Source organism: Pseudomonas fluorescens, from assembly GCF_902497995.1.
Taxonomy (GTDB): domain Bacteria; phylum Pseudomonadota; class Gammaproteobacteria; order Pseudomonadales; family Pseudomonadaceae; genus Aquipseudomonas; species Aquipseudomonas fluorescens_BK.
In genome coordinates, this window is record NZ_CABVII010000035.1 from 23,515 (window position 1) to 48,810 (window position 25,296).

The following is a 25,296-nucleotide window of genomic DNA, read 5'->3' on the forward strand; positions in this document are numbered from 1 at the left end:
CGCAGGGCGAATACAGTAACTCCCGCGCGATGATCTGTCTTGGCTTTGTCTGACCTGTTTCCGGTACTTTTTTAACATCGAACCGAGGAACGGTCCGACAGACGGAGGGGGAGGCAGGCTTCGGTTCGATCGGGCGACCTGGACCGGCACTGGCCCGAAGGCTTCAAAGGCAGGAATGCGATAGGGAAACCGACGCAGAACCCCTGTGGGAGCGAGCCTGCTCGCGAAGACGCTCTGACATTCAACGATGAGGGTGAATGTGAGATCGCTTTCGCGAGCAGGCTCGCTCCCACAGGGAAATTGCGGTGTTCAGGCGTCGAGTTTCAGATGCAAGTTGTCGATCAACCGCGTTGTCCCCAGGAACGCCGCCACCAGAATCACCAGATCCCGATCCTGCGCAGTCGCCGGGCGCAAGGTCTGGGCGTGGCGAATTTCCAGGTAATCCGGACGCAGGCCAGCCGCTTCAAGCTGCTTGATCTGCACGCCGATCAGCGCCGGGAAATCCCGGTCGCCTTGTTTGATGGCTTCGCCAATCGACGACAGCGTGCGATACACAATCGGCGCCACGGCCCGCTGTTCTTCGCTGAGGAAGCCATTGCGCGACGACAGCGCCAGGCCGTCGGCCGCACGCACGGTCGGTTCACCAATGATCTGGATCGGCATGTTCAGGTCATGGACCAGGGATTTGATCACCGCCAGTTGCTGGAAGTCTTTCTGACCAAAAATCGCCAGGTCCGGCTGGACCATGTTGAACAACTTGTTGACGACCGTCGCCACCCCTTCGAAATGCCCGGGACGGCTGGCGCCGCACAAACCTTCTGAGAGCTGCGGAACACTGACCCGGGTCTGGCCGGTCATGCCGTCGGGGTACATTTCTTCGACGGATGGCGCGAACAGCAAGTGGCAACCGGCCTCGAGCAATTTTTCCTGGTCGGCGGCAAGGGTCCGGGGGTATTTGTCGAGGTCTTCGCCCGCGCCGAATTGCAGCGGATTGACGAAAATGCTCGCGACCACGAAATCCACCCGCTGGGTGGCTTTGGTAATCAGCGCTACATGACCTCTGTGCAGGTTACCCATGGTCGGCACGAAGCCGATGCGCTTGCCTTCGCTGCGGGCACGGGCCACGGCGGCCCGCAGTTCGCGTACGGTTTTGACGGTGTTCATGCAGAGAATCCGTGTTCGATACCTGGGAAAGATGCCGCTTTTACTTCAGCGACGTAAGCGCTCAAGGCCGCGTGAATGCTGGTTTGGCCAGCCATGAAGTTCTTCACGAACTTTGGCACGCGGCCGGTAATGGACAGGCCCAGCATGTCGTGCAGAACCAGCACCTGGCCATCGGTGCCGCTGCCGGCACCGATGCCGATCACCGGGATCTTCACCGCCTGGGAAATTTCTACGGCCAGTTCACTCGGCACGCATTCGAGGAGCAGCATCGCCGCGCCGGCCTGTTCGAGGGAGATCGCGTCGGCACGCATCTGCCGCGCCTGGTTTTCGTTGCGGCCCTGGACTTTGTAACCGCCGAGGATGTTCACCGACTGCGGTGTCAGCCCCATGTGCGCGCATACCGGAATGCCGCGTTCGGCCAGCAGACGGATCGAGTCTGCGAGCCACAAGGCCCCTTCGACCTTGACCATGTGCGCCCCGGCCTGCATCAACAGCGCGCTGTTGGTCATGGCTTGTTCGGTGGTGGCGTAGGCCATGAAGGGCAGGTCGGCAAGAATCAACGCATCGGCGTTGCCGCGTTTGACGGCTGCCACGTGATAAGCCATTTCAGCGGTGGTGACCGGCAGGGTGCTGTCGTGGCCCTGCAAAACCATGCCGAGGGAGTCGCCCACCAGCAGCACTTCGACACCCGCTTCGTTGCAAGCGTGGGCGAAAGTTGCGTCATAGCAGGTCAGCATGGTGATTTTTTCACCTTTTTGCTTGAGACCTTGCAGCGTGGTCAGGGTGATGGCTGGCATGAAAAGTTCCTCATTCAGGCGCTGTGGAAACTACTGCGAGTAACGCGCGTGATTCTTCGTTAAATACAGGCGCACGGTCTGTTGTCGTGCTTTGAAGGCCTGGATTGCGCCCTTCAACGCCGTGTTGGCGACAGCGGGACGCCTATAGTCGTGAGGAGAACTCGGGAAGTCAATTGGGTGTGTTACCGCGTTGTTACATGCGGGGTGTTACCGGGGTAACTGATGCGTTTCAGCAAGCGCAGGTCTTGTGTTCGACACAAAACAATGTGGGAGCGGGCTTGCTCGCGAATGCGGTGTGTCAGTCAACATTGATGCTGAATGACACACCGCATTCGCGAGCAAGCCCGCTCCCACAGGGGGATCTGAGTCAATTCGGGGGGAGTCGTTCCAGCCCGACGAACGGGCAAGCTGCGAGCAGGTCGGTTAGCCTCCGGCCATCAGCCAGGCGCAAGTCCGCAGGCGCCAGTTCCGCCAGCGGATACAGCACGAAGGCCCGCTCCTGCAAATGGTAATGAGGGACTTTGAGGCGAGGCTCGTCGATCAGCCGATCACCGAACAGCACAATATCGAGATCCAGCGTACGTGGCCCCCAACGTTCCAGGCGCTCGCGGCCCTGCCCATTCTCGATCGCTTGCAGCGCATCCAGCAGCTCCAGCGGTGGGAGCATGCTATCGAGGGCGGCGATCGCGTTGGTGTACCGCGGTTGGCCGGGCAGCAGCGAATCGCTTTGATAAAACGCCGAAACCCCGACCAGTTCGGTCTGCGGCAACTGCGCCAGCCCATCGATCGCGCTGCGCAATTGTTCGGCGGGGTCAGCCAGGTTGCTGCCCATGCCGATGTAGATGCGTTCCATGGATTACTCGCCCGGGGCGCTCGGAGCGCCAGCTGCGCGTTTGCGCTTGGCGCCACCGCTGCGGCGACGTTTGCGTGGCGCACCGGTGCCGTCATCCTTGCCGCTGAGGTCGCGGATCATGTCCCGACGTTCGCTGTCGTTGGCGTCCTGATAATCCGTCCACCATTCGCCCAGGCCATCGGTCTGCTCGCCGGCGCTTTCGCGCAACAGCAGGAAGTCGTAACCGGCGCGGAAGCGCGGGTTGTCCAGCAACAGATCGGCGCGTTTGCCGCTGCGGCGGGGCAGGCGCTCCTGCATGTCCCAGATCTCGCGGATCGGCATGGTGAAGCGCTTCGGAATCGCAATTCGCTGGCACTGTTCGGCAATCAGCTCATGGGCCGCTTCCTGCATCGCTGGAATCGGCGGCATGCCGCGCTCCTGCAGGCGCAGGACTCGCGCCGGCAGGGCCGGCCAGAGCAGGGCGGCGAAGAGGAACGCCGGGGTCACCGGTTTGTTCTGCTTGATCCGCAGGTCAGTGTTGATCAAGGCTTCACTGATCAGCGTGTGGGTGTACGTCGGGTTGTATTCCAGCGCTGCCGCACTGGCCGGGAACAGCGGATCGAACAACTGCAGGTCGACCAGCATCTCGAAAGTGTCCGCGGCATGGCCGGAGAGGAACAACTTGAGTACTTCCTCGAACAGACGGGCCGACGGGATCTCGCGCAGCATCGGCGCCAGCTCGCGAATGGGCGCGGCGCTGTGTTTTTCGATGCCGAAATTCAGCTTGGCGGCAAAACGCACGGCCCGCAACATCCGCACCGGGTCTTCCTGATAGCGTTGCTTGGGGTCGCCAATCAGACGGATCAAATGATTGCGAATGTCGTGTACGCCATTGGCGTAGTCGAGAATGCGTTCGCTGACCGGGTCGTAGTACAGGGCGTTGATGGTGAAGTCGCGGCGTTGCGCGTCCTCTTCCAGCGAGCCGTAGACGTTGTCGCGCAGGATGCGTCCGCTCTCGTTGCGGGAAGACTGATTGCTGTCTTCTTCCTCGTCGTTTTGCGGGTGATTGGCTCGGAAGGTCGCGACTTCGATGATTTCGCGGCCAAAGTGGATGTGTACCAGTTTGAATCGACGCCCGATGATCCGCGCGTTGCGAAATTCCGCCCGGACCTGTTCCGGTGTGGCGCTGGTGGCGACGTCGAAGTCTTTTGGCGTGATGCCGAGCAGCATGTCACGCACACATCCACCGACCAGGTAAGCCTGGTAACCGGCGTTCTGCAAGCGTTCGACGATATTCACCGCGTAACGGCTGAACTGCGTCTTTTGCAGCGAGTGTTGGCCGCTGTTGAGCACTTCAGGCGTGCTGCGGATGTGTTGCGTATGACGCTTGGGAGAACGGAATGACTGGAACAGCTTCTTCAGCATGGGATGCACTGTTTGAAGGAATGTTCGGCCAAAACGAAGAATGACCGCATGATGGGCGGGGATTCTAGCATTTAGTCGGGGGATGGTGTAGGAGACAGCAGATATGAGGTGTAGGAGCGGGGTTTTTCGAATCGCGGAAACTACAAGGGGAGCCGAAGCTCCCCAAGAAAGTAGTTGCATGCTCTATTTTTATTTTTGATTCGGGCTTCTTGTTTTTGTTGAGTGCCCTCGCCATGAAGTTTTTCCTTCATGACCCTCCCAATCGGGAGCCAAGAGCAAACGGATTGCTTTGGTCGCTGTGTTGCAGTGATCTTGCGATCCAACCAGTTCAGGCTCTGTCTTGTGACAGTTTTTTGTTGTTCTCGGCCTGGTCGTGGGGCACGCCCCAAATACAACGCCTCTCCAAAAGAATCAGTTAGCTGCGCCTCTCGCCGTCTTGTTTTTATTGTGCGTGAGTCGATTCGTCTTATTTTTATTGTCTTGTGCATTGCTTGTTATTGTTCTTGTACCAAACATATAGCAGGGGGCGTGCCAACTTTTGTGAAGCTCAGCAAAACAAGGGGTTACGTCATCTGGACAGGTTTTTCGAGGCACAAAAAAGCCGGGGCTTCGTTACCGTAAGCCCCGGCTTCTGTTACGTGAGAAAGCTGAGGTAACAGTTTCTTCACGTTTGTCAGGTGTTACCCGCACATCGGACAGCTGCGGTTCAGCTCTCGCTGGCCACGCCGGTCTTGCGCCGCGGAATGCCCAGGCGCTGACGGCGTTCCCACAGGCATTTGCGACTGACCCCGAGTTTGCGGGCCAGCTCGGTTTCGGTCATGTGGTCCTGATGTTCGAGAACGAAGTGCTGGAAGTAGTCTTCCAGTGACAGGTCTTCGGTCGGCTCATGGCTGTTGTTCCCGGCACTGTTACCCTGTTGCGGCGCCAGGCCGATGAAGTCGTCTTCTTCCAGATCGCTCAGCTCGATGTCGATACCCAGCAGTTCGGCGGAAATCTCCGGGCTCTCGCACAGGATGACCGCGCGCTCGACGGCGTTTTCCAGCTCACGAACGTTACCCGGCCAGGAGTAATGACGAATCGCTTGCTCGGCGTCCGCGGCGAATCTCAGGTCGGTGCGATTGACTCGCGCGCTCTGGCGCGCCAGGAAGGCGTTGGCAATTTCATTGACGTCCGCACCGCGCTCGCGCAAGGCCGGCAGTTTCAGGGCAATCACGTGCAGGCGGTAGTACAGGTCCTCACGGAATTGGCCGATCTTCGCCAGGCTCTTGAGGTCCCGGTGAGTCGCGGCAATCAGGCGTACATCGACTTTCTGCGACTGCACCGACCCGACCCGGCGAATTTCACCTTCCTGCAATACGCGCAGCAGGCGGGCCTGGGCTTCCAGTGGCAGTTCGCCGATTTCGTCGAGGAACAGGGTGCCGCCATCGGCAGCTTCCACCAGTCCGGCACGCCCGGCGCTGGCGCCGGTGAACGCGCCTTTTTCGTGGCCGAACAGTTCGGACTCGATCAGGCTTTCCGGAATGGCCGCGCAGTTCACCGAGATCATCGGCGCCTTGGCGCGTCTGGACAGGTTGTGCAGGGCACGCGCCACCAGTTCTTTACCGGTACCGGACTCGCCCTGGATCAGGACATTGGAATCGGTCGGCGCGACTTTGCGAATCTTGCTGTACAGATCCTGCATCGGCGGGCAGGAGCCGATGATGCCGATTTCGCCGTTGCTATTGTCGGGTCCTGGTTTCGCCGCGCCATTGGTGGCCTTGCCGACGACCGGCTCGCCGCTGGCTTGCACCGCTTGCCGGTCGCGCAGGATACGCGCCACGGCCTGGAGCATTTCGTCGTGATCGAAAGGCTTGGCGATGTAATCCACCGCGCCCATCTTCATCGAGTCGACCGCCGAACGCAGGCTGGCGTAGCTGGTCATGATCAACACCGGAGTGCCCTGGCCAAGCTTGATCAGCTCGGTACCCGGTGCGCCAGGCAGGCGCAGGTCACTGACGATCAGGTCGAACGTGGGAATAGTGAAGCGTTCTTGTGCTTCCTGCACTGAACCGGCTTCGCTGACCTGGTACTGGTTACGTTCCAGCAGGCGGCGCAAGGCGGAGCGGATGATTGTTTCGTCTTCGACGATCAAAATGTGCGGCATTGATTCGATACTCTCGACGGTCTCAGTTCACAGCGGACGTCGCTTCGACATGACGCGGCAAGGTCACCCGGATTCGGGTGCCGCGTTGGCTGTGTACATCAGCCGGGCTGTCGATGGTGATTTGTCCATAATGCTCTTCAACGATGGAATAGACCAGTGCAAGGCCCAGACCGGTGCCTTCGCCAGGATCCTTGGTGGTGAAGAAAGGTTCGAACAATCGGTCCATGATGCTCGAGGGAATACCACTGCCTTCGTCTTCCACGATCAGATCGACCGTGTGTTCGCCGGCTTCGCTCTTGACCCGCACCGCACTGCCCGGAGGCGAGGCGTCACGGGCGTTCGAGAGCAGGTTGATCAATACTTGCGCCAGGCGCTGAGGGTCACCTTCGACCCAGTGGTCGGGGTCGCACAGGTTGAAGAACTGCACTTCGAAATTGCGTCGGTTCAAGGCCAGCAGGCCGATGGCATCCTGAGCCACTTCAGCCAGACAGACGGGCTCGTCGCTGTGCTGATGACTGCCGGCGTGGGCGAAGCTCATCAGCGACTGAACGATGCGTGACACGCGCTTGGTCTGCTCGAGAATCTGCCCGCTGATTTCCTTCAGTTCGCTGTCTTCTTCGCGCTCTTCGCGCAGGTTTTGTGCCAGACAGGCGATGCCGGTGATCGGGTTGCCGATTTCATGGGCCACGCCGGCGGCCAGGCGGCCGATGCTGGCCAGACGCTCGGAATGCACCAGTTTGTCTTCGAGCATCTGGGTTTCGGTCAGGTCTTCCACCAGCAGCACCAGGCCGCTGTTGCCCGGCGCCAGGGGTTCATCGATCGCCGCTTTGTGCAGGTTCAGCCAGCGGGTCTGGCCATCGAGGGCCAGGTGTTGCTTGTGCAAGTGTTCGTCGGGCAGATTGATGAAGCCTTGCAGCAGCGCTTTCCACGGATCGGCGATGGTGCTCAGGCGCGAACCGACCACACGTTGCGCGGCAATCCCGGTCAATTCCTCCATGGCTTTGTTCCACATGAGGATTTCCTGATCCTTGGCCAGCGAGCAGACGCCCATCGGCAATTCTTGCAGGGTCTGGCGGTGATAGCGGCGCAGGGCATCGAGTTCGGCGGCAAGGCCGGTGAGGCGCGAATGGTAATCCTCGAGCCGGCTTTCGATGAAATGAATGTCTTCAGTCACGTAGTTTTCGCCGCCGGCCTTATAGGGCAGGAAAGTTTCGACCATGTCCTGGGCCACGCTCGGCCCCATCAGGCCGGACAGGTTGGCTTCGATGCGGTCACGCAATCGGCGCAGTGCGTAAGGACGGCGCTCGTCGAACGGCAGATAAAGGTCGCGCAGGGCTTGCTCGACTTCTTTCTGTGCCGCCTTGGCGCCCAAGGGTTTAGCCAGCTGCGTAGCGAATTCCTGGGGCGAGGCGGCGTGCAGTTCCCGGCGTTGCGGGCGACGCACGTTGTCCACTGCGCAGGCTTCGGCCGCGCTGGCCTCTTCGACGCTGGCGTTGGTGAACAGCGAGATCAGGGTGAACATCAGCACGTTGGCCGCCAGCGAAGCGATGGCCGCCATGTGCCAACTGGTGTCGTCCAGCACGTAAATCATGTTCAGCAGCGGAATGTAGAAACCCTGCAGATTGCCCACCAGCGGCAGCAGCATGGTCACCAGCCACACCAGAATCCCGGCGAGCAAGCCGGCGATGAAGCCGCGGCGGTTGGCGGTCGGCCAGTACAGGACCGACAGCACACCCGGCAGGAATTGCAGGGTGGCGACGAAGGCGACGATGCCAAGGTTAGCCAGGTCCTGCTCGGCGCCCAGCATCAGGTAGAAACCGTAGCCGGCCATGATGATCGCGACGATCAGCGCCCGGCGGGTCCACTTCAGCCAGCGGTAGATATTGCCTTCGGCCGGCGGCTGGTAGAGCGGCAACACCAGGTGGTTCAGTGCCATCCCGGACAACGCCAGGGTGGTGACGATGATCAGCCCGCTGGCCGCCGACAAGCCGCCGATGTACGCGAGGAGCGCCAGGGCTTTGCTGTTGGCGGCGATACCGATGCCCAGGGTGAAGTATTCCGGGTTGGTGGTGGCCCCGAGTTTCAAGCCAGCCCAGAGAATCAACGGCACTGCCAGGCTCATCAGCAGCAGGAACAGCGGCAGGCCCCAGCTGGCGCTCACCAGAGAGCGCGGGTTGAGGTTTTCGGTAAAGGTCATGTGATACATGTGCGGCATCACGATCGCCGAGGCGAAGAACACCAGCAGCAGCGTGCGCCATGGCCCTTCCTGTAGCGGCGTATGCAGGGCGGCGAGGGCGGTCTGGTTTTGCAGCAGCCACAATTCCAGCTGTTGCGGGCCGTCGAACACGCCATACAGCGCATACAGGCCGACACCGCCAATGGCGATCAACTTGATCACCGATTCGAAGGCAATCGCGAACACCAGGCCTTCATGCTTCTCGCGGGTGGCAATATGGCGCGAACCGAAGAAAATCGTGAATAAGGTAATCAGGGCACAGAAGCTCAAGGCCACGCGATGCTGGACCGGTTCCCGGGTGAGGATGCCAATGGAGTCGGCCACCGCCTGAATCTGCAAGGCCAGCAACGGCAGCACGCCGATCAGCATGAAGATAGTGGTCAGTGCTCCCGCCCAGGTGCTGCGGAAGCGGAACGCGAACAAATCGGCCAAAGAGGACAGCTGATAGGTGCGGGTAATCTTCAGGATCGGATACAGCAACACCGGCGCCAGCAAAAACGCCCCGGAGACCCCGAGGTAGCTGGACAGAAAACCATAGCCGTACTGGTAGGCCAGGCCCACCGTACCGTAAAACGCCCAGGCACTGGCGTAGACGCCCAGCGACAGGGTGTATGTCAGCGGGTGGCGAATGATCGCCCGGGGGATCATGCCCCGTTCGCTGATCCAGGCGACGCCGAACAGCACCGCCAGGTAGGCGGCGCTGATCAGGATCATCTGGGTCAGGCTAAAGCTCATCGGCATCTTTTTGGCTCTGCAGGATGAAGGTCACGACGATCAGGATCAGCCAGAGCAGATAGGGGCGATACCAGGCGCCAGTAGCGTCGATCCACCAATCCATGATGGCCGGGGAAAACAGATAAATCCCCACTACCAGGAGCAGGACCAAGCGATAGATGTACATCCCGGCCTCTCTTTTTTATGCGCATGCCTGAAAACGTGCGGCGATGGTAACGGATGGGCGCGCCACTGCAAGTGTGATCACTGTAGTTGCGCTTCGGGCAGGCTGAGTGTGCGCGGGATCCGCCGTGCATCCCAGTGGGCGATGCCCCAGTCCAGCACTTCCCGTGGTGTGGCGTAAGCCAGTTCGGCGCCCGGGTGTTGGCCGAGTGCGCGCAACGCACGCAGCAACAAGGGCGTCGCCTGATTTTCGCTCAACGGCGGCGAACGGTACGACTTGCCGAGCTTGTTGCCGTCGGGCTGGGTAATCAGCGGAATATGCAGGTAACGCGGTTGTGGCAAGCCAAGCAATTCTTGCAGGTAGAGCTGGCGCGGTGTGGAGTCCAGCAGGTCGGCGCCACGGACAATATCGGTGATGCCTTGCCAGGCATCGTCCAGCACCACCGCCAGTTGATAGGCATAGAGCCCGTCGCGGCGGCGGATCACGAAATCGCCGACTTCCCGCCCCAGGTGCTGGCGGAATTCGCCCTGGACCCGGTCGATGAAGTGGTATTCCAGCTCGGGAACACGCAGGCGAATCGCGGCATCTTCGGTGCCATGGCCGGCATTGCGGCACAGGCCCGGATAAATCCCTTTATACGGCTCCAGCTGTTTTCGCGAACAGGTGCAGGCATAAGCCAGGCCAAGGTTGAACAGGCGGTCGATGACTTCGGCGTAGGCAGTGTGCCGATCGCTCTGTCGGACCATCTCGCCGTCCCACTCGAATCCGTAGCTTTCCAGAGCCTTGAGAATGGCCGCTTGAGCGCCGGGCTCTTCCCGCGGCGGATCGAGATCTTCCATGCGCATCAGCCAGCGACCACCCACCGAGCGCGCGTCGAGGTACGAAGCCAGCGCGGCGACCAGCGAGCCGAAATGCAGATGGCCACTGGGCGTGGGGGCGAAGCGTCCGATGTAGGCGGGGGAGGTCGTGGTGGTCATAAGGGCGATTTACGTTGTCCCGTCGTGCGCAAGTCACTTGTGGGAGCGGGCTTGCTCGCGAAAGCGGTGTGTCAGCCAACACTAATGTTAAAGCTGCTGCCCCCTTCGCGAGCAAGCCCGCTCCCACAGGGTTTGCCGAGGCGAATTGCAGAAACAAAAACGGAGCGTTCGCACGCTCCGTTCTTCATTCAAGTCGAGATCACTTGCCGACTTGTTTTTCCTTGATTTCCGCCAGGGTCTTGCAATCGACACACATGTCGGCAGTAGGACGGGCTTCCAGTCGCTTGACGCCGATTTCGACGCCGCAGGACTCGCACCAGCCATACTCTTCATCTTCGATCAATTGCAGGGTCTTGTCGATTTTCTTGATCAACTTGCGCTCGCGATCACGGGCGCGCAATTCGAGGCTGAATTCCTCTTCCTGGCTGGCACGGTCTGCCGGGTCCGGGAAGTTGGCCGCTTCATCTTTCATGTGATCAACAGTACGGTCGACTTCCTGCATCAAGTCCTGTTTCCACTTGTTCAGGATCTTGGTGAAGTGAGCGCGCATGGGCTTGCCCATGTATTCCTCGCCCTTCACTTCTTTGTAGGGTTCGAAACCGCTGATCGCCTGATTTTGCTGCTTTGCTTGGGTGGGCATGAAATGGACCGCCTCTACTCTTGTAATCCATTGCGCAGGATTGCTCCATCACCGACACCTGCCGGCCCTGCGGCTGCAAGCGGGCGAACTTACCAGATCAAATCGGACCGCGCTACTCCCGGATGTCGAGGTAGTCGCCTTCGGTGCTTGCAAATGCATGCGAAGCTTGGTCTGGTGGCGCTGGAGACCTGATCAATTATTGATTTTAGTCAAACTTGGGACACACGCTTGAGTCGTTTGAGACCAGCGCTATATGGGTCTGACCGCTTTAGGTTCTCGCTCGTTCCTGCGCTTGGGTAGAATCGATTTTTTTTCCCTGTTGAAGGAAGGCTAATGGCTCAGCCCTACAGTGCCCGCAGTCGCGCGATCGAACCTTTCCACGTCATGGCGCTGCTGGCGCGGGCCAATGAACTGCAAGCTGCCGGCCACGACGTGATCCACCTGGAAATCGGCGAGCCGGACTTCACCACCGCCGAGCCGATCATCCGGGCCGGCCAGGCGGCGCTGACGGCGGGCAAGACCCGCTACACCGCTGCGCGCGGCATCCCTGAGTTGCGCGAGGCCATTTCAGGCTTCTATCAGCAGCGTTATGGGTTGAATATCGATCCGCAGCGCATCCTCATCACGCCCGGCGGCTCTGGTGCGCTGTTGTTGGCCAGCGCCCTGCTGGTGGACCCAGGCAAGCACTGGCTGCTGGCGGACCCGGGGTACCCGTGCAACCGGCATTTCCTGCGGCTGGTGGAAGGCGCGGCGCAGCTTGTTCCCGTAGGTCCGGAGGTGCGTTATCAGTTGACGCCGGAGCTGGTGGCCCGACATTGGGATCAGGACAGTGTCGGCGCCCTGGTGGCGTCGCCGGCCAATCCGACCGGGACCATCCTGACGCGCGACGAGCTGGGGGACCTGTCGGCCGCAATCAAGGCGCGCCACGGCCATCTGGTGGTGGACGAGATCTATCACGGCCTGACCTACGGCACCGACGCGGCCAGCGTCCTGGAAGTCGATGACAGCGCCTTTGTCTTAAATAGTTTTTCAAAGTATTTCGGCATGACCGGCTGGAGGCTCGGCTGGCTGGTGGCGCCCGAAGCCGCGGTCGGTGAGCTGGAAAAACTCGCCCAGAACCTCTACATCAGCGCCCCAAGCATGGCCCAACACGCCGCACTGGCCTGCTTTGAACCGGCAACCATCAGCATCCTGGAAGAGCGTCGCGCCGAATTTGGCCGGCGTCGGGATTTCCTGCTGCCGGCCTTGCGGGAATTGGGCTTCGGTATCGCCGTCGAACCCGAAGGGGCTTTTTACTTGTACGCCGATATCAGCAAGTTCGGCGGTGATGCCTTCGCGTTCTGCCGACATTTCCTCGAAACCGAGCATGTGGCGATTACGCCTGGGCTGGACTTCGGACGTTATCAGGCCGGGCATCACGTGCGGTTTGCCTACACCCAGAGTCTGGTGCGCTTGCAGGAAGCGGTCGAGCGGATTACGCGCGGTTTGCGCAGCTGGCAAGGCTGATGCGCTTTCATCCTCCACTCGAAGAAGGTCGCCTTATCCGTCGTTACAAGCGTTTTCTCGCGGATATCGAGACCGTTAGCGGCGAGTTGCTGACCATTCACTGCCCGAACACCGGCTCGATGCTCAATTGCCAGGTCGCGGGCGGGCAGGTCTGGTTCAGCCGTTCCAATGACCCGAAACGCAAATTGCCCGGCACCTGGGAGGTAGGCGAAACCCCGCAAGGGCGGTTGTTTTGCGTGAACACCGGGCGGGCCAACGGCTTGATCGAGGAGGCGTTGCGGGCCAGCGTCATCACCGAACTGAACGGCTTTACCGGGCTGAAGCGTGAAGTGGCTTATGGCCAGGAACGCAGCCGCATCGATTTCCGCCTCGATTACCCGAGCGGACCGGCCTATGTGGAAGTCAAAAGTGTCACCCTGGGTTACGACGGCTCATTGGTGGCGGCATTTCCCGATGCGGTGACCCAGCGCGGGGCCAAGCATTTGCGGGAGTTGGCCCATTTGGCTCGGGACGGGATTCGCGCGGTGCAGTTGTATTGCGTGAACCTCACCGGAATCGAAGCGGTGCGTCCTGCAGAAGAAATCGATGCAGCCTACGCCGCTGCACTGCGTGAGGCGGTGGCCTGTGGCGTCGAGGTATTGGCCTACGGCGTTCGGTTGACTCACGAAGAGATGGTGGTCGATCGACGTCTGGACGTGTTGCTCAACGGTTAAAGGCTGACCCAGATTCCTTGGTCGTCCTCGTGGCAAACGATGCTGGACAAGGATTGCCCGGCGCACGGGCCGGCGACGCATTCGCCGTCTTCGATCAGAAACAGTGCGCCATGGGTGGCGCACTGGATCAGGCTGTTGCTGGGGTCGAGAAACTGGTTGGGGGTCCATTCCAGCCCGACGCCACGGTGCGGACAGCGATTGATATAGACGTAGACCTGGCCGCCCCGGCGCACAGCGAAGAGCTTCTGGCCGTCGATGTCGAAACCGCGGCTGCTGTCATCGGCCAGCTCGACGCCGGTACAAAGAAACTTCATGTCTATCCTCAAGTGCCGCGTCTAGTGACCGGATATGTCCGAGCTTGACGTTCAAATGCAAACAATTATCAAATGACCGCTTCGCCCATTAGGTGGGCAGGTGTCGGATGCCGAGGATACTTGGCCTGTCATCTCGATGCCTGGGAAAACGTTCAAGGAAGCTGTTTATGCGCCTGAGTACCCGCGTTGCTGCGCTCTGTGTCGGACTTCTCGTCAGTTATCACGCCGCAGCGGCCGAGTTGCCACAACGTTGGGTCAGTGCCGGTGGCGCGCTGTCGGAGTGGGTCAGCGCCCTGGGTGGCGAGTCGAAACTGGTGGGGGTCGATACCACGAGCCAGCACCCTGAATCCCTGAAGGCACTGCCCAGCATCGGTTATCAGCGGCAATTGTCGGCGGAGGGCATTTTAAGTTTGCGCCCGCAGATTCTGATCGGCACCGAAGAAATGGGGCCGCCGCCGGTGCTTTCGCAGGTTCGCAGTGCCGGCGTGCAAGTCGAGCTGTTCTCGGCCCAGCCGGATCTGCCGACTTTGCAGGCAAATCTGCAGCATCTGGGCAAGTTGCTTGGCGCGCAAGACCGGGCGGCGCAATTGCTGCAGGCGTATCAGCAGCAACTCGAGCAGCAAAAGGTCCGGGTCACCCGGGCGCAGGTGAAGGAAAAGTCGCCGGGAGTCCTGTTGCTGCTCGGCCACGCCGGTGGCAAACCGCTGATCGCCGGCAAGGACACCGCCGCTGATTGGTTGCTGCAAAAGGCCGGCGGGCACAATCTGGCAACACATTCTGGCTATAAACCTTTTTCCGTTGAATCGCTGGTCAGTCTGGATCCTGACGTGCTGGTGTTTGCCGATCGTGCGCTCACAGGCGACGCCGCGCGGGCAGCACTGTTCAAGGAGAATCCGATCCTGTCCTCGACCCGCGCGGCCAAGGACGGGCGAGTCATGGAACTCGATCCAACCCTGCTGGTGGGCGGGCTCGGGCCGCGGTTGCCCGAGGCATTGAAATCACTGTCTGACGGCTTCTTCCCCGGTTCTGCCGGCCAATGACCATCCTGGTTAAACCGCGTGCTTTGTTTATTGGCCTGAGCCTGCTGTGTTTGCTGGCGGTCTGGCTATCGTTGGCGCTTGGACCCGTCAGCTTGCCGCTGTTCGATACCTTGCGCGCGGCGTTGCGGCTGATCGGCTTGCCCATTGCGGCCGACGGGCTGGAGCAGGCCGAACTGATCCTCGGCCAGATTCGCCTGCCGCGAACCCTGTTGGGGCTGGCGGTGGGGGGCGTTTTGGCATTGTCCGGCGTGGCGATGCAGGGACTGTTTCGTAACCCGCTGGCAGATCCGGGGTTGGTGGGGGTTTCCAGCGGTGCGGCGCTGGGCGCGGCGATCGCGATTGTCGGCGGTTCGCTATTCGGCGGCCTACCGGAAGCCCTCGGGCCTTATCTGTTGTCGCTGTGCGCATTTTTAGGCGGGCTCGGCGTCACGGCGCTGGTGTATCGGCTGGGCCGGCGCAACGGGCAGACCCATGTCGCGACCATGCTGTTGGCGGGGATTGCGTTGACGGCGCTGGCGGGTTCCGCCGTGGGGCTGTTTACCTACCTGGCCGATGACGCGACCCTGCGTACGCTGACATTCTGGAACCTGGGCAGCCTGAACGGCGCCAGCTATGCGCGACTCTGGCCGTTGCTGCTGATCACTGTGGGCGTGGCGCTGTGGCTGCCGCGCCGGGCCAAGGCGCTGAATGCGTTGCTGCTGGGAGAGTCGGAGGCGGGTCACCTGGGCATCGATGTCGAACGGCTCAAGCGCGAACTGGTGTTCTGCACGGCGCTGGGTGTCGGCGCAGCAGTCGCGGCGGCCGGGATGATCGGCTTTGTCGGGCTGGTGGTGCCGCACCTGGTGCGACTGCTGGCGGGGCCTGACCATCGCGTGCTGTTGCCGGCCTCAGTGCTGGCCGGTGGCAGTCTTTTGTTGTTTGCCGATCTGGTCGCACGATTGGCCCTGGCGCCTGCCGAGTTGCCGATCGGAATTGTCACGGCCTTCATCGGTGCGCCGTTTTTCCTGTATTTACTGCTCCGAGGGCGTGCCTGATGTTGCGAACGCAAAATCTGCAAGTCCGTCGGGGTCGAAAGATCGTATTGACCGACATCACGCTCGAGGTCAAGCCGGGCGAAATCCTGGGTGTGCTGGGGCCGAACGGTGCCGGAAAAAGCACCTTGCTCGGCGCCTTGTGCGGCGAGTTGCAGGCTGACCAGGGCAATGTCTGGCTCGAGGAGCGCGAGTTGAGCCACTGGACCGGGGCGCTGCGAGCCCAGCGCCTGGCTGTGTTGCCGCAGGTATCGACCCTGGACTTCGCCTTTCGCGTCGAAGAAGTGGTCGGCATGGGCCGCTTGCCCCATCAGAGCGGCCGGGTCCGCGATGATGAAATCGTCACCGCCGCGTTGCAGGCTGCCGATGCCGGTCATCTGACTGGCCGCAGCTACCTGGCCTTGTCCGGTGGCGAACGTCAGCGGGTGCATCTGGCGCGGGTACTGGCTCAACTCTGGCCGGGTGAGGCGGGGCAGACCCTGTTGCTCGATGAGCCAACCTCGATGCTCGACCCGCTGCACCAGCACACTACGCTGCAGGCGGTGCGCGAGTTTGCCGATCGCGGTGCGGCGGTGCTGGTGATCCTGCATGATCTGAACCTGGCGGCGCGCTATTGTGATCGCCTGCTGCTGCTCGAAGGCGGGCGCCCGGTGGCGCTCGATACACCGGAACAGGTGTTGCGTCCGGAACCGCTCAAGGCGGTCTTCGGCCTGGAAGTGCTGGTGCAACAACATCCGGAGCGTGGGCATCCGCTGATCATCGCCCGCTGAGTCTTTCAAAGGAGTGGGCGCATGCGTGTAATGTTGATTCTGGCAATGCTGATGCTGAGTGCTTGCCAGCATGTTTCGGCACCGCCCCCGGTCGTCGGTGAGATCCGCGACTTGCGCAGCGGTCAAAGCCTGACGCCACAGGAACTGGTTGCTCGCTTGGCCGAGCCTTCGCGAGTGATCGTAGGTGAGCAGCATGACAATCGCGACCACCATGCACTGCAACTGTGGTTGTTGCAGGTACTGGGTGAGCGCCGACCTCAAGGCAGTCTGCTGCTGGAAATGCTTACGCCAGACCAGCAGCCACGCGTCGATGAGGTTCGCCACGCTTCGGCACCCCCGGCGGACTTGCCCGCTGCGTTGGCCTGGCAGGATGGCTGGGACTGGGATTTGTACGGGCCGATCGTTCGTTTCGCCCTGACCCAGCCATATCCGCTGCTGTCCGCTAATCTGGCCACACCGGAAGTCCGGGCGATCTATACCAACCCTCCCACCTTGAGCGGCTCACGCTCCAACGCGTCTTCAGTCAAGGACGAACTGCTGCAGCAAGTCAGCGATTCCCATTGCGGCCTGCTGCCCAAAGCACAGATGCCGGCAATGCTTGCCGTTCAGCAGCAGCGTGACCGGCGCATGGCTGAACGGCTGCTCGCCGCACCTGAGCCTTCAGTGCTTTTTTCCGGGGCTTACCATGCGCGCAAGGACGTCGGCGTACCGATTCATCTGCTGGATCTGGGGGCACCTGGGGCGCCGACGGTGCTGATGCTGGCTCAACAGGGCGGTGAGGTCACACTGGCGATGGCCGATTACGTCTGGTACACGCCGGCTATGCAGACGCCGGATTATTGTGAGCAGATGCGTAAGCAGTTCGGTAAGCAGCCTGGGAAGTGAGGCAGCAAAGAAAATAGGACGCTTCCGATGGGCATGTAGGATGCTTCCGGGTTTATGGCGTGCTTGATCTGGAGGGGATTTGGGACGGGGCAGGGTTTACGAAGTGTCGCTTGGGTGAATTTGTAGGACTGTTCTCGCGATTTCTTCCTGGGAGCTACAGCACCTTGCGTCGTTGCCTACAGGTACGCCAGAATCCGCCGGCTTGTGCGCCTCGGGCCTGCTCGGTAACTTGATTCGCATCACTGATCGCCAGTGATCGGGTTTAGTAGCCCGTGGTATTTGAAGAGTGCACGAGCTTCCGTCAAACGGGTATTTCCGTACCTGAATTTGATGGTGGCTGTGCGCAGGGCGTCCTCGGGCGCGCCGGCTTTCTTCATTTCCCCGGTCTACTAACCTGCGTACAGCCGCCACCCCCTTGTATTAGTAGCGAGGAGTGGCCGCGCAATCAGGAAATGAAAATTATGTCCAAGGTAACGCCTGATCCGCCGGACACTGATTCGGCCTTCAACATCATGTCCTCCCCGCGAACCCCCTGCAGCTTCTTCATCGTCAACCCTAAGCTCGATACCGAAACACTGCTGGCTTATGCGTGTGAGTCGCTGGCGTCGGCCAATGTCTTGGCCACAGACCTGGCAGATCATCTGCAGGGAACGTCACGCAACGCTTTGCTGGGCATTGCGCAAGTCATCACGCTGGGTGAATTGGCGGTCAATCGGGCGTTGGATCGGATCGAGCCGCCTGAATAGCCGCTGTCCTTTAAACATTAAAGATCGCAGCTTCGCTTCGCTCGACAGCTCCAACAGGCAGGTCGGAATACAAACCTTTCGCCCAAAAAAAGACCCGGCAAGAGCCGGGTCAAATAACCGTGATTAGCCTGATGAGGAGATATCTGAGAGTCCGAACCAAGGGCTTTTCAAATATCGACCAGTCTCGCGACCAGTTGTGATAATCATAGCGATTCTCATTACCAAGTCAACAGCTGATTTTTCATTTGCTCTAAATTAGTCATCGGTTCATTGGAGGGCCCCGTGATCATTGGGCCGCAGGTCCATTCAGTTTTTGTGACGCGATGAAATGGCTTCCAGTTGTTTGTTCAGGGCGTCCTTGCGCTCGGCAGGAATGTCGTTCCAGTGCACGTCCATCAACGCGCCTTCGATCGCATACAACAACACCTTGGACGCCCGAAAGCCGCGGGTGCGCACGGCCCGATAAGCGTCCACCGCCCCCAGGCGACGCAAGTCCGAGGCGCTGTGGATGCCCACGGCATGCAGCCACTGCGCTGACGTCTTGCCAAGATTCTTCAGGTGCTGCAGTTCATCATTCATCAAGCCTCCTTGCGACGGCCGAACGGTGCGTGGGCGAGCTTCTCAGGAGTGTAGCCATCAGCAGGAAAAGCGTGATTGTTTGCTCGGTTTCGACGCAAAAGCTTCTAAGAAGGGGGACGCTTGGCGCTGAAGGAATGTCTGCGAATGCAGTAGAGGAGGGGTGACGCAAAACCCTCTGGGAGCGGGCTTGCTCGCGAAGAGGGCGTGTCAGTCAACGATGATGTTGACTGACACGCCCTCTTCGCGAGCAAGCCCGCTCCCACAGTGGATTGCGTTGTGTCAGGGAGGTTAGGCGGGTGTTAGCGGGTGCGGTAGCGCAGGCGTGTACCGAAATTCATCGACATCAGAATTTCATCTGCGCTCAGCTCGGGCGGAAAGTAGGCGCCGGAAATCTGCGCATGGGCCAGGCTTGCCCCTTCCAGAATCGAGTTGCTGAAGTCGATGCCGCGCAAGTCGGCGGAGCGGAAGTAGGCATTGGTGAAGTCGATGCCGTCGGCATTCAGCTCACGCAGGTCGAGCCCGCGGAAATCGCCACCGACCATGTCGATGGTTCCGTCCTGGGGGCGTTCGTTGTTGAAACCGGTGATGTCGTCTTTGTGCAGCAAGGCATAAAGCGCTGTGTCGAGAAGTTTGGGCTGGCTCATGTCACATCACCTCTTGGTGTTATGAAGCCAGTGTAGTGCCACTATTTGACGGCCGTGAAGCCGGCGAGGGCTTCACGGCTCAAACGTACTCTTACAGTCCTGGCAGGCGTTGGCGGATTTGCGCGACGACGGTGTCGAGGGTCCCGCTTTCGTTGGTCTGCACGCGTTTGCTGTAGAGAATCTCTGCTGGCGTCAACGCTTCACGGGTGGCTTGCTGCGCTTCGATAATGGCCAGGTTGGCGTCGGACGGGTCCTTGTTGTCTGCCTGACGCAGCGCCAGCCAGCTCTCGATCACCGCTTGCGGCGCATTGCAATCCAGGATCAGGAAGGGCGCACCGGTGCCCTCGGCGATTTTCGCTGCGCCGTCGCGCTGTTCCCGTTTGAGGTAAGTGGCATCGACCACCACCGGGAAACCGGCATGCAGGATCACCGCGGCAATTTCATGCAGGCGGTTGTAGGTCGCGACGCTGGCCTCGGCACTGTAGATGCCGGCCTGCGGGTCGTTGACGACGGTTTGTTCGCCGAACAGGCGTTTGCGTTCTACGTCCGAGCGCAAGCGAATGGCGCCCAGTGCTTCCACCAGGCGCATCGCCACGTGGCTCTTGCCGACCGCGGACACGCCGTGGGTAATCGCCATGAAGCGCGAAGGAATGGTGCTGTAGCTTTCCGCCAGGTTCGCGTAGTTGCGGTATTGGCGCAGGGTGGTGGCGCGTTGCACCGGGTCGGCCTCGGCCGGCATGCTGAACAGGCTGACCTTGGCGCGTACCAGTGCGCGATAGGCTTTATAGAAGTTCAGCAGCTCAAGGCCCTGGTAATCCCCGGTCAGCTCCAGGTACTGGCTGATGAAACGACGCGCCAGACACTTCAGGCCGCGGTCTTCGAGGTCCATCGCCAGGAAACCGGTGTCGGCATAGACGTCGGTGAAACGGAAGGGTTCGTTGAACTCGATGCAGTCGAAGATCACGACCTTGCCGTCGATTTCCGTGGCGTTGCCCAGGTGGATGTCACCGTGACATTCGCGGATGAAACCGTCCGCCTTGCGCTGGGCGAACAGTGGCTTGAGGCGTTCGAAGCTGCTTTCGGCCCAGGCTTGCAGGGCATCGAGTTGCAGCAGGTCGGCCTTGTCGCTGAGGAACGGACGGATCTGTTCGAAGTTCTGGCGCACCGGCGCCATGACGCTGTCCGGGGTGCCGGCGTCGTGTCCGGCGGGCACTTTCGGCGCGCTGAGGTGGAATTGTGCGATCTGTGCGGCCATCTCGTCGATGTGCTTGGTGGTCAACTCGCCGTTGGCCTGTAGCGTGCCCAGCAATCCGCTCTGTGGGAATTGACGCATTTTCAGGGCGTAATCGACGACCGGGCCATCGCCACCGAGCTGTGGCGCTTCGGCACTGCCGGTGATCGGCAACACTTCGAGATACAAATCGTGGGTCAGGCGCTGGTTCAGGCGCAGCTCTTCGCCGCAGAAATGCTTGCGAGCGTCGAGGCTGGTGAAGTCCAGGAAGCCGAAATTGACCGGCTTCTTCAGTTTATAGGCAAAGGGGCCTGTGAGAATGACCCAGGATATATGGGTTTCGATGACCTGGAACCCATCCACGGGATGCGGGTAGAGGGCGGGGTTTTGCAGGGCAGCGATCAGGGACTGGCTCACAGGCATTCCTTCAAAGTCTGGGGAAAATTCACGGCCGTCATTATGGCGGCAAGTCCGCCGGACGCAAACCTCGGAGGGCTTCTGTCGAGTATCGATAAAGTGCGTATAATCCGCCGCCATGACTCGTACTCGATCCCCCCGCACCCCCAAGAAACCACCTTCCAGAGGCCTGAGCCCCTGGCTGGGCTGGGCCCTTAAACTCAGCCTGGTCGGCCTCGTGGTGCTCGCCGGATTCGCGGTTTACCTCGACGCTGTGGTCCAGGAGAAGTTTTCCGGCAAGCGCTGGACCATCCCGGCCAAGGTGTACGCGCGCCCGCTCGAGCTGTTCGTCGGACAAAAGCTCAGCAAGGCTGACTTCCTGACCGAGCTCGATGCCTTGGGCTATCGTCGCGAAGCCGTGAGCAACGGCCCTGGCGCGGCAGCGGTCAACGGCAACACCGTCGACTTGAATACCCGTGGCTTCCAGTTCTATGAAGGAATGGAAAGCGCGCAGCCCGTGCGTGTGCGATTCTCCGGCGATTATGTGGCTGAACTCTCGGGGGCCAAGGGTTCAAAAGTTTCCGTGGTGCGGCTGGAGCCGCTCCTGATCGGTGGGATTTACCCCAAGAATCTCGAAGACCGCATTCTGATCAAGATCGATCAGGTGCCGCCGTATCTGCTGGAAACCCTGGTGGCCGTGGAAGACCGGGATTTTTATAGCCATTGGGGCGTGTCGCCCAAGTCGATTGCCCGGGCCGTCTGGGTCAACACCTCTGGTGGCAAGATGACCCAGGGCGGTAGTACCCTGACGCAACAGCTGGTCAAGAACTTTTACCTGACCAGCGAACGCAGCCTGACCCGCAAACTCACCGAAGCCATGATGGCGATGTTGCTTGAGCTGCATTACGACAAACGGGAAATTCTTGAGGCTTACCTCAATGAAGTGTTCGTCGGTCAGGATGGCCAGCGAGCCGTGCACGGTTTCGGTCTGGCCAGCCAGTTCTTCTTCGGGCAGCCGTTGTCCGAACTGAAACTGCATCAAGTCGCCATGCTGGTGGCCATGGTCAAGGGGCCTTCCTATTACAACCCGCGCCGCAACCCGGAGCGGGCGCTCGAACGCCGCAATCTGGTGCTCGATGTGCTTGAGCAGCAGGGTGTCGCCACCGCCGAGCAGGTTGCGGCAGCGAAAAAAATGCCACTGGGCGTGACGACTCGCGGCAAGTTGGCCGACAGCTCGTTCCCTGGTTTCCTCGACCTGGTCAAGCGTCAGCTGCGCCAGGATTATCGTGACGAAGACTTGACCGAAGAAGGCCTGCGGATTTTCACCAGCTTCGATCCGATCCTGCAGATGAAAGCCGAAGCCTCGGTCAATGACACCTTCAAGCGCCTGGCCGGGCGCAAGGGCTCGGATGAAGTCGAAGCGGCCATGGTCGTGACCAACCCGGAAACCGGCGAAGTCCAGGCCATGATCGGCAGTCGTCAGGCGGGTTTTGCCGGTTTCAACCGGGCGCTGGATGCTGTGCGACCGATCGGTTCGTTGATCAAGCCGGCGGTTTATCTGACAGCCCTCGAGAAACCGAGCCAGTACACCTTGACCAGTTGGTTGTCGGACGATTCGTTCTCGGTCAAGGGTGCGGATGGTCAAGTCTGGAAACCGCAGAACTACGATCGCCGTTCCCATGGCACGGTGTTCCTTTATCAAGGCCTGGCACATTCCTACAACCTGTCGACCGCACGTCTCGGTTTGGCGGTGGGCGTACCCAATGTGCTCAAGACGCTGGCACGCCTGGGTGTGAGTCGCGAGTTCCCGGCCTTCCCGTCGATGTTGCTGGGTGCTGGTGGCCTGAGTCCGATCGAAGTGGCAACCATGTACCAGACCTTGGCCAACGGCGGCTTCAATACGCCAATGCGCGGGATTCGCAGCGTGCTGACAGCCGAAGGCGAGCCGCTCAAGCGTTATCCGTTCCAGATTCAACAGCGCTTCGATCCGGCTTCCATTTACCTGGTGCAGAACGCGATGCAGCGGGTCATGCGTGAAGGCACCGGCAGTTCGGTTTATAACGTGTTGCCCAAGACCCTGACGCTGGCCGGCAAGACCGGCACCAGTAACGATTCGCGAGACAGCTGGTTCGCCGGTTTCAGCCAGGACTTGCTGGCCGTGGTCTGGCTGGGGCGTGATGACAACGGCAAGACGCCCTTTACCGGTGCCACCGGTGCGTTGCAGGTATGGACCAGTTTCATGCGCAAGGCCGATCCGCTGCCGCTGGACATGCCGCAGCCGGACAACATCGTTCAGGCCTGGGTCGATTCGCGTACAGGACAAGGTTCTGATTCGAGCTGCCCAGGCGCGGTGCAGATGCCGTATATTCGCGGCAGTGAGCCGCCTCCCGGTGCCGCCTGCGGTGGCGACAGCCCTGTATCGGGCGAAACGGTGATGGATTGGGTCAAGGGCTGGATGAATTAAGCAAAGAGGGTTTCAAGTGAACAAGTGGTTGATTCCAGCGGTTACCGCCGTGGCTTTGCTCAGCGGTTGCTCCACCGTACAGCGCGGGTCGATTCCGGTGGTGGATTCCGGCAGCGCCGTTTCCAATAGCGAACGGGTTCAGGCGAAAGGCGGTTACCGTCAAACGACGGTCCAGCGTCCCGCACAAAACCAGACCCAGGCGATTCCGCAGGGCGACACCGGAGTGGTGGTGATGGTGCCGGGTGGCGGTGCAGTGGCATCGGCACCGATCAGCACGGCGCCGATCACTCCGGGGCCGATCACTCCCGGTCCGGTTTACACCGCGCCGGTTCAGTCCGCGCCTATCAATCAAGGCAGCTACAGCATGCCGTCGACGCCAAGCGGGATCCCGTCGACCAGTTCGGGTGGCCTGTCCGCCGATGAGCAACTGGACGGTCCGGTATTGGCGCTGCTGACCACCGCTCAGCAGCAACAGGCAGGCGGTGACCTCAACGGTGCCTCTTCCAGCCTCGAGCGCGCCCAGCGGGTCGCACCGCGTGAGCCGCAAGTGCTTTATCGTCTGGCCCAGGTACGCATGGCCCAGGGCGATGCACAGCAAGCCGAGCAATTCGCGCGTCGCGGTCTGACCTTTGCCAATGGTCGTCCGGCACTTCAGGCCAGCTTGTGGGAGTTGATTGCCCAGGCGCGGGAGAAGCAGGGCGATTCCGCCGGTGCGGCATTGGCCCGTCAAAAGGCCAAGGTTTCTTCGTGATGGATGCACGTTTTCCGAAGATTGCCGAGCAGTTGCTGCTGATCGAGCGTGAGTTGCGGGTTCAGGGTTGGTGGGACGATGTCTCGCCCTCCGTTGAAGCGCTGTCCAGTGTCGAGCCGTTCTCCGTCGATACGCTGGATTTCGAGCAGTGGCTGCAATGGATCTTCTTGCCGCGAATGAAGATCATCCTCGAACAGGATCTGCCATTGCCCAATGCATCGGGGATTCAGGAGATGGCCGAAATGGTCTTCGCCGCCCGCAATGTCCAGGGCAGGGATCGGCAATTGCAGGTCTTGCTCAAAGAGTTCGATCAGCTGATCACCGCCTCCCGCTGACGCCTACTGGCAGTTCTGCTCAATCTGTTTCTGTGCTTCGGTAATGCGCTCCTGACGTGTCTGGTCGGTCAGGCGGCGCATCTCGCCGTCAATCTCTTCCCGTAGTCGTGGATTGTTCTGCAGTTGCGCGAGGTTGGTGCGAGCCTGCTCACAGAACGCCTCGAGTTGAGCCTGCTGCTCGGCGACCTGCTTTTTCACTGTCTTATCGATGGCCTGCTGATCGCCGATCGCATTGCTGCGCGGCAGTGCGGACGGCTTGTCGGCAGGCGCACTGGGGATGATCACGCTGGTGGCTTCCTGGCCCTGGGGCGGCTGCGCACCGAAATGGGTAACCCCCTGGGTGTCGACCCATTTGTAGATCTGTCCGGCCATGCACAAAGGGCTCATGCCGATCAGCAGGCCGATGCTCAGGAAAAACGTTCGCATGCCATTTCCTTGTCTTGAGTTGCGCAATTGAAGCTAACACAGTGGCTGTTTAGCGGTTTTTTCTTGCTTTCTCATGTACTTGGTTCAATAAAGCACATAGACGACTTGACTTGCAGAGGACGAAACAGAAGAATCCAAAGTCCGCTGTAGAGGGACTGCCAGAAGCAGACCCACTCGGCAGATCATGAGGCGCACATCCGCGCCGACCTGTTACACCCGCAACGCGTTACCTCGCGCTGGGTGGGAAAGCCCCGCAACACTTGGGACGATCCCAATACTTGCTCAGTCAGTGCTGACGTAGTCGGCGACCACCGTCGCTCATGCTCTGCCGAGAAGTAAACCTATTAAGACCC

At 60.5% G+C, this 25,296-nt stretch carries 24 protein-coding genes; 10 read left to right on the forward strand and 14 right to left on the reverse strand.

The features are described from left to right. Positions 1 to 309: 309 nt before the first annotated feature. The 9 genes from panC to dksA form a co-directional block, all read right to left on the reverse strand. Complete coding sequence (panC, locus tag F8N80_RS28235; RefSeq protein ID WP_150748288.1) at positions 310 to 1,164, reverse strand: pantoate--beta-alanine ligase; 855 nt, start codon at positions 1,162 to 1,164, stop codon at positions 310 to 312. Next, positions 1,161 to 1,961 (reverse strand): 3-methyl-2-oxobutanoate hydroxymethyltransferase, encoded by an 801-nt coding sequence (panB, locus tag F8N80_RS28240; RefSeq protein WP_150748287.1) that lies wholly within the window; start codon positions 1,959 to 1,961, stop codon positions 1,161 to 1,163. The genes panC and panB overlap by 4 nt, the downstream gene beginning before the upstream one ends. A 367-nt stretch (positions 1,962 to 2,328) precedes the next feature. Then, positions 2,329 to 2,814, reverse strand: coding sequence for a 2-amino-4-hydroxy-6-hydroxymethyldihydropteridine diphosphokinase (gene folK / locus F8N80_RS28250; RefSeq protein ID WP_150748286.1), 486 nt, complete (start codon positions 2,812 to 2,814; stop codon positions 2,329 to 2,331). Between the two features lie 3 nt (positions 2,815 to 2,817). Next, positions 2,818 to 4,218: a polynucleotide adenylyltransferase PcnB gene (locus tag F8N80_RS28255; RefSeq protein WP_150748285.1), complete on the reverse strand. Its 1,401-nt coding sequence runs from the start codon at positions 4,216 to 4,218 to the stop codon at positions 2,818 to 2,820. A 706-nt stretch (positions 4,219 to 4,924) separates the two neighbouring features. Continuing rightward, the gene (locus tag F8N80_RS28260; protein WP_150748284.1) at positions 4,925 to 6,361 is read right to left on the reverse strand and encodes a sigma-54-dependent transcriptional regulator; all 1,437 of its coding nucleotides are present in this window, start codon (positions 6,359 to 6,361) and stop codon (positions 4,925 to 4,927) included. A gap of 22 nt (positions 6,362 to 6,383) precedes the next feature. Continuing rightward, entirely contained in the window at positions 6,384 to 9,338 is a 2,955-nt protein-coding gene (locus tag F8N80_RS28265) for a sensor histidine kinase (RefSeq protein WP_191633002.1), read from the reverse strand. Then, entirely contained in the window at positions 9,322 to 9,498 is a 177-nt protein-coding gene (locus tag F8N80_RS28270; protein ID WP_003176118.1) for a hypothetical protein, read from the reverse strand. Before F8N80_RS28270 ends, F8N80_RS28265 begins: the two co-directional genes overlap by 17 nt. A gap of 77 nt (positions 9,499 to 9,575) precedes the next feature. Next, entirely contained in the window at positions 9,576 to 10,472 is an 897-nt protein-coding gene (gene gluQRS / locus F8N80_RS28275; protein ID WP_150785189.1) for a tRNA glutamyl-Q(34) synthetase GluQRS, read from the reverse strand. A 199-nt stretch (positions 10,473 to 10,671) separates the two neighbouring features. Continuing rightward, a complete protein-coding gene (gene dksA, locus F8N80_RS28285) occupies positions 10,672 to 11,112 on the reverse strand; it encodes an RNA polymerase-binding protein DksA (protein WP_150748281.1) in 441 nt (146 codons plus the stop codon). A 333-nt stretch (positions 11,113 to 11,445) separates the two neighbouring features. Here dksA and F8N80_RS28290 point away from each other — a divergent pair, with 333 nt between their 5' ends. Then, positions 11,446 to 12,618 (forward strand): pyridoxal phosphate-dependent aminotransferase, encoded by a 1,173-nt coding sequence (locus tag F8N80_RS28290; RefSeq protein WP_150785190.1) that lies wholly within the window; start codon positions 11,446 to 11,448, stop codon positions 12,616 to 12,618. Further along, positions 12,618 to 13,331 (forward strand): DNA/RNA nuclease SfsA, encoded by a 714-nt coding sequence (sfsA, locus tag F8N80_RS28295; protein WP_150785191.1) that lies wholly within the window; start codon positions 12,618 to 12,620, stop codon positions 13,329 to 13,331. Before F8N80_RS28290 ends, sfsA begins: the two co-directional genes overlap by 1 nt. Here sfsA and F8N80_RS28300 read toward each other — a convergent pair. Next, positions 13,328 to 13,645, reverse strand: a complete 318-nt coding sequence (locus F8N80_RS28300) for a Rieske (2Fe-2S) protein (protein ID WP_150785192.1) — start codon at positions 13,643 to 13,645, stop codon at positions 13,328 to 13,330. The genes sfsA and F8N80_RS28300 overlap by 4 nt on opposite strands. Before the next feature lie 167 nt (positions 13,646 to 13,812). Here F8N80_RS28300 and F8N80_RS28305 point away from each other — a divergent pair, with 167 nt between their 5' ends. From F8N80_RS28305 to F8N80_RS28325, 5 genes are all read left to right on the forward strand, one after another. Beyond that, a complete protein-coding gene (locus tag F8N80_RS28305) occupies positions 13,813 to 14,685 on the forward strand; it encodes a heme/hemin ABC transporter substrate-binding protein (RefSeq protein WP_150748277.1) in 873 nt (290 codons plus the stop codon). Positions 14,686 to 14,735: 50 nt separating this feature from the next. Beyond that, the gene (locus tag F8N80_RS28310; RefSeq protein WP_191633003.1) at positions 14,736 to 15,719 is read left to right on the forward strand and encodes a FecCD family ABC transporter permease; all 984 of its coding nucleotides are present in this window, start codon (positions 14,736 to 14,738) and stop codon (positions 15,717 to 15,719) included. Beyond that, positions 15,719 to 16,486 (forward strand): heme ABC transporter ATP-binding protein, encoded by a 768-nt coding sequence (locus F8N80_RS28315; RefSeq protein WP_150785193.1) that lies wholly within the window; start codon positions 15,719 to 15,721, stop codon positions 16,484 to 16,486. The genes F8N80_RS28310 and F8N80_RS28315 overlap by 1 nt, the downstream gene beginning before the upstream one ends. A gap of 21 nt (positions 16,487 to 16,507) precedes the next feature. Then, on the forward strand, positions 16,508 to 17,371 hold the full coding sequence (locus F8N80_RS28320) for a ChaN family lipoprotein (RefSeq protein WP_150748274.1): 864 nt from the start codon (positions 16,508 to 16,510) through the stop codon (positions 17,369 to 17,371). Positions 17,372 to 17,832: 461 nt separating this feature from the next. Beyond that, a complete protein-coding gene (locus tag F8N80_RS28325; protein WP_150748292.1) occupies positions 17,833 to 18,117 on the forward strand; it encodes a DUF6124 family protein in 285 nt (94 codons plus the stop codon). 306 nt (positions 18,118 to 18,423) lie between these two features. On the opposite strand, the gene F8N80_RS28330 is transcribed toward F8N80_RS28325, so the two are convergent. The 3 genes from F8N80_RS28330 to F8N80_RS28345 all read right to left on the reverse strand — a co-directional run bounded on the left by F8N80_RS28330 (position 18,424) and on the right by F8N80_RS28345 (position 20,988). Continuing rightward, the gene (locus F8N80_RS28330) at positions 18,424 to 18,696 is read right to left on the reverse strand and encodes a TfoX/Sxy family protein (RefSeq protein ID WP_003228231.1); all 273 of its coding nucleotides are present in this window, start codon (positions 18,694 to 18,696) and stop codon (positions 18,424 to 18,426) included. Between the two features lie 299 nt (positions 18,697 to 18,995). Then, positions 18,996 to 19,340 carry a pentapeptide repeat-containing protein gene (locus F8N80_RS28340; RefSeq protein WP_150748273.1) on the reverse strand — a complete coding sequence of 115 codons (345 nt, stop codon included), beginning with the start codon at positions 19,338 to 19,340 and terminating at the stop codon, positions 18,996 to 18,998. 91 nt (positions 19,341 to 19,431) lie between these two features. Next, complete coding sequence (locus F8N80_RS28345) at positions 19,432 to 20,988, reverse strand: AAA family ATPase (RefSeq protein ID WP_150785194.1); 1,557 nt, start codon at positions 20,986 to 20,988, stop codon at positions 19,432 to 19,434. Between the two features lie 118 nt (positions 20,989 to 21,106). Between F8N80_RS28345 and mrcB the strand changes: the two genes are divergently transcribed. From mrcB to F8N80_RS28360, 3 genes are read left to right on the forward strand one after another with little or no spacing between them, the layout of a single operon-like run. Further along, the gene (gene mrcB, locus F8N80_RS28350; RefSeq protein WP_150748271.1) at positions 21,107 to 23,431 is read left to right on the forward strand and encodes a penicillin-binding protein 1B; all 2,325 of its coding nucleotides are present in this window, start codon (positions 21,107 to 21,109) and stop codon (positions 23,429 to 23,431) included. A gap of 16 nt (positions 23,432 to 23,447) precedes the next feature. Further along, the gene (locus F8N80_RS28355; RefSeq protein WP_150748270.1) at positions 23,448 to 24,182 is read left to right on the forward strand and encodes a tetratricopeptide repeat protein; all 735 of its coding nucleotides are present in this window, start codon (positions 23,448 to 23,450) and stop codon (positions 24,180 to 24,182) included. Then, positions 24,182 to 24,517, forward strand: a complete 336-nt coding sequence (locus tag F8N80_RS28360; RefSeq protein WP_150748269.1) for a YqcC family protein — start codon at positions 24,182 to 24,184, stop codon at positions 24,515 to 24,517. The genes F8N80_RS28355 and F8N80_RS28360 overlap by 1 nt, the downstream gene beginning before the upstream one ends. 3 nt (positions 24,518 to 24,520) lie before the next feature. Here F8N80_RS28360 and F8N80_RS28365 read toward each other — a convergent pair whose 3' ends face one another. Beyond that, on the reverse strand, positions 24,521 to 24,943 hold the full coding sequence (locus F8N80_RS28365) for a DUF4124 domain-containing protein (protein WP_150748268.1): 423 nt from the start codon (positions 24,941 to 24,943) through the stop codon (positions 24,521 to 24,523). Positions 24,944 to 25,296: the final 353 nt, after the last annotated feature.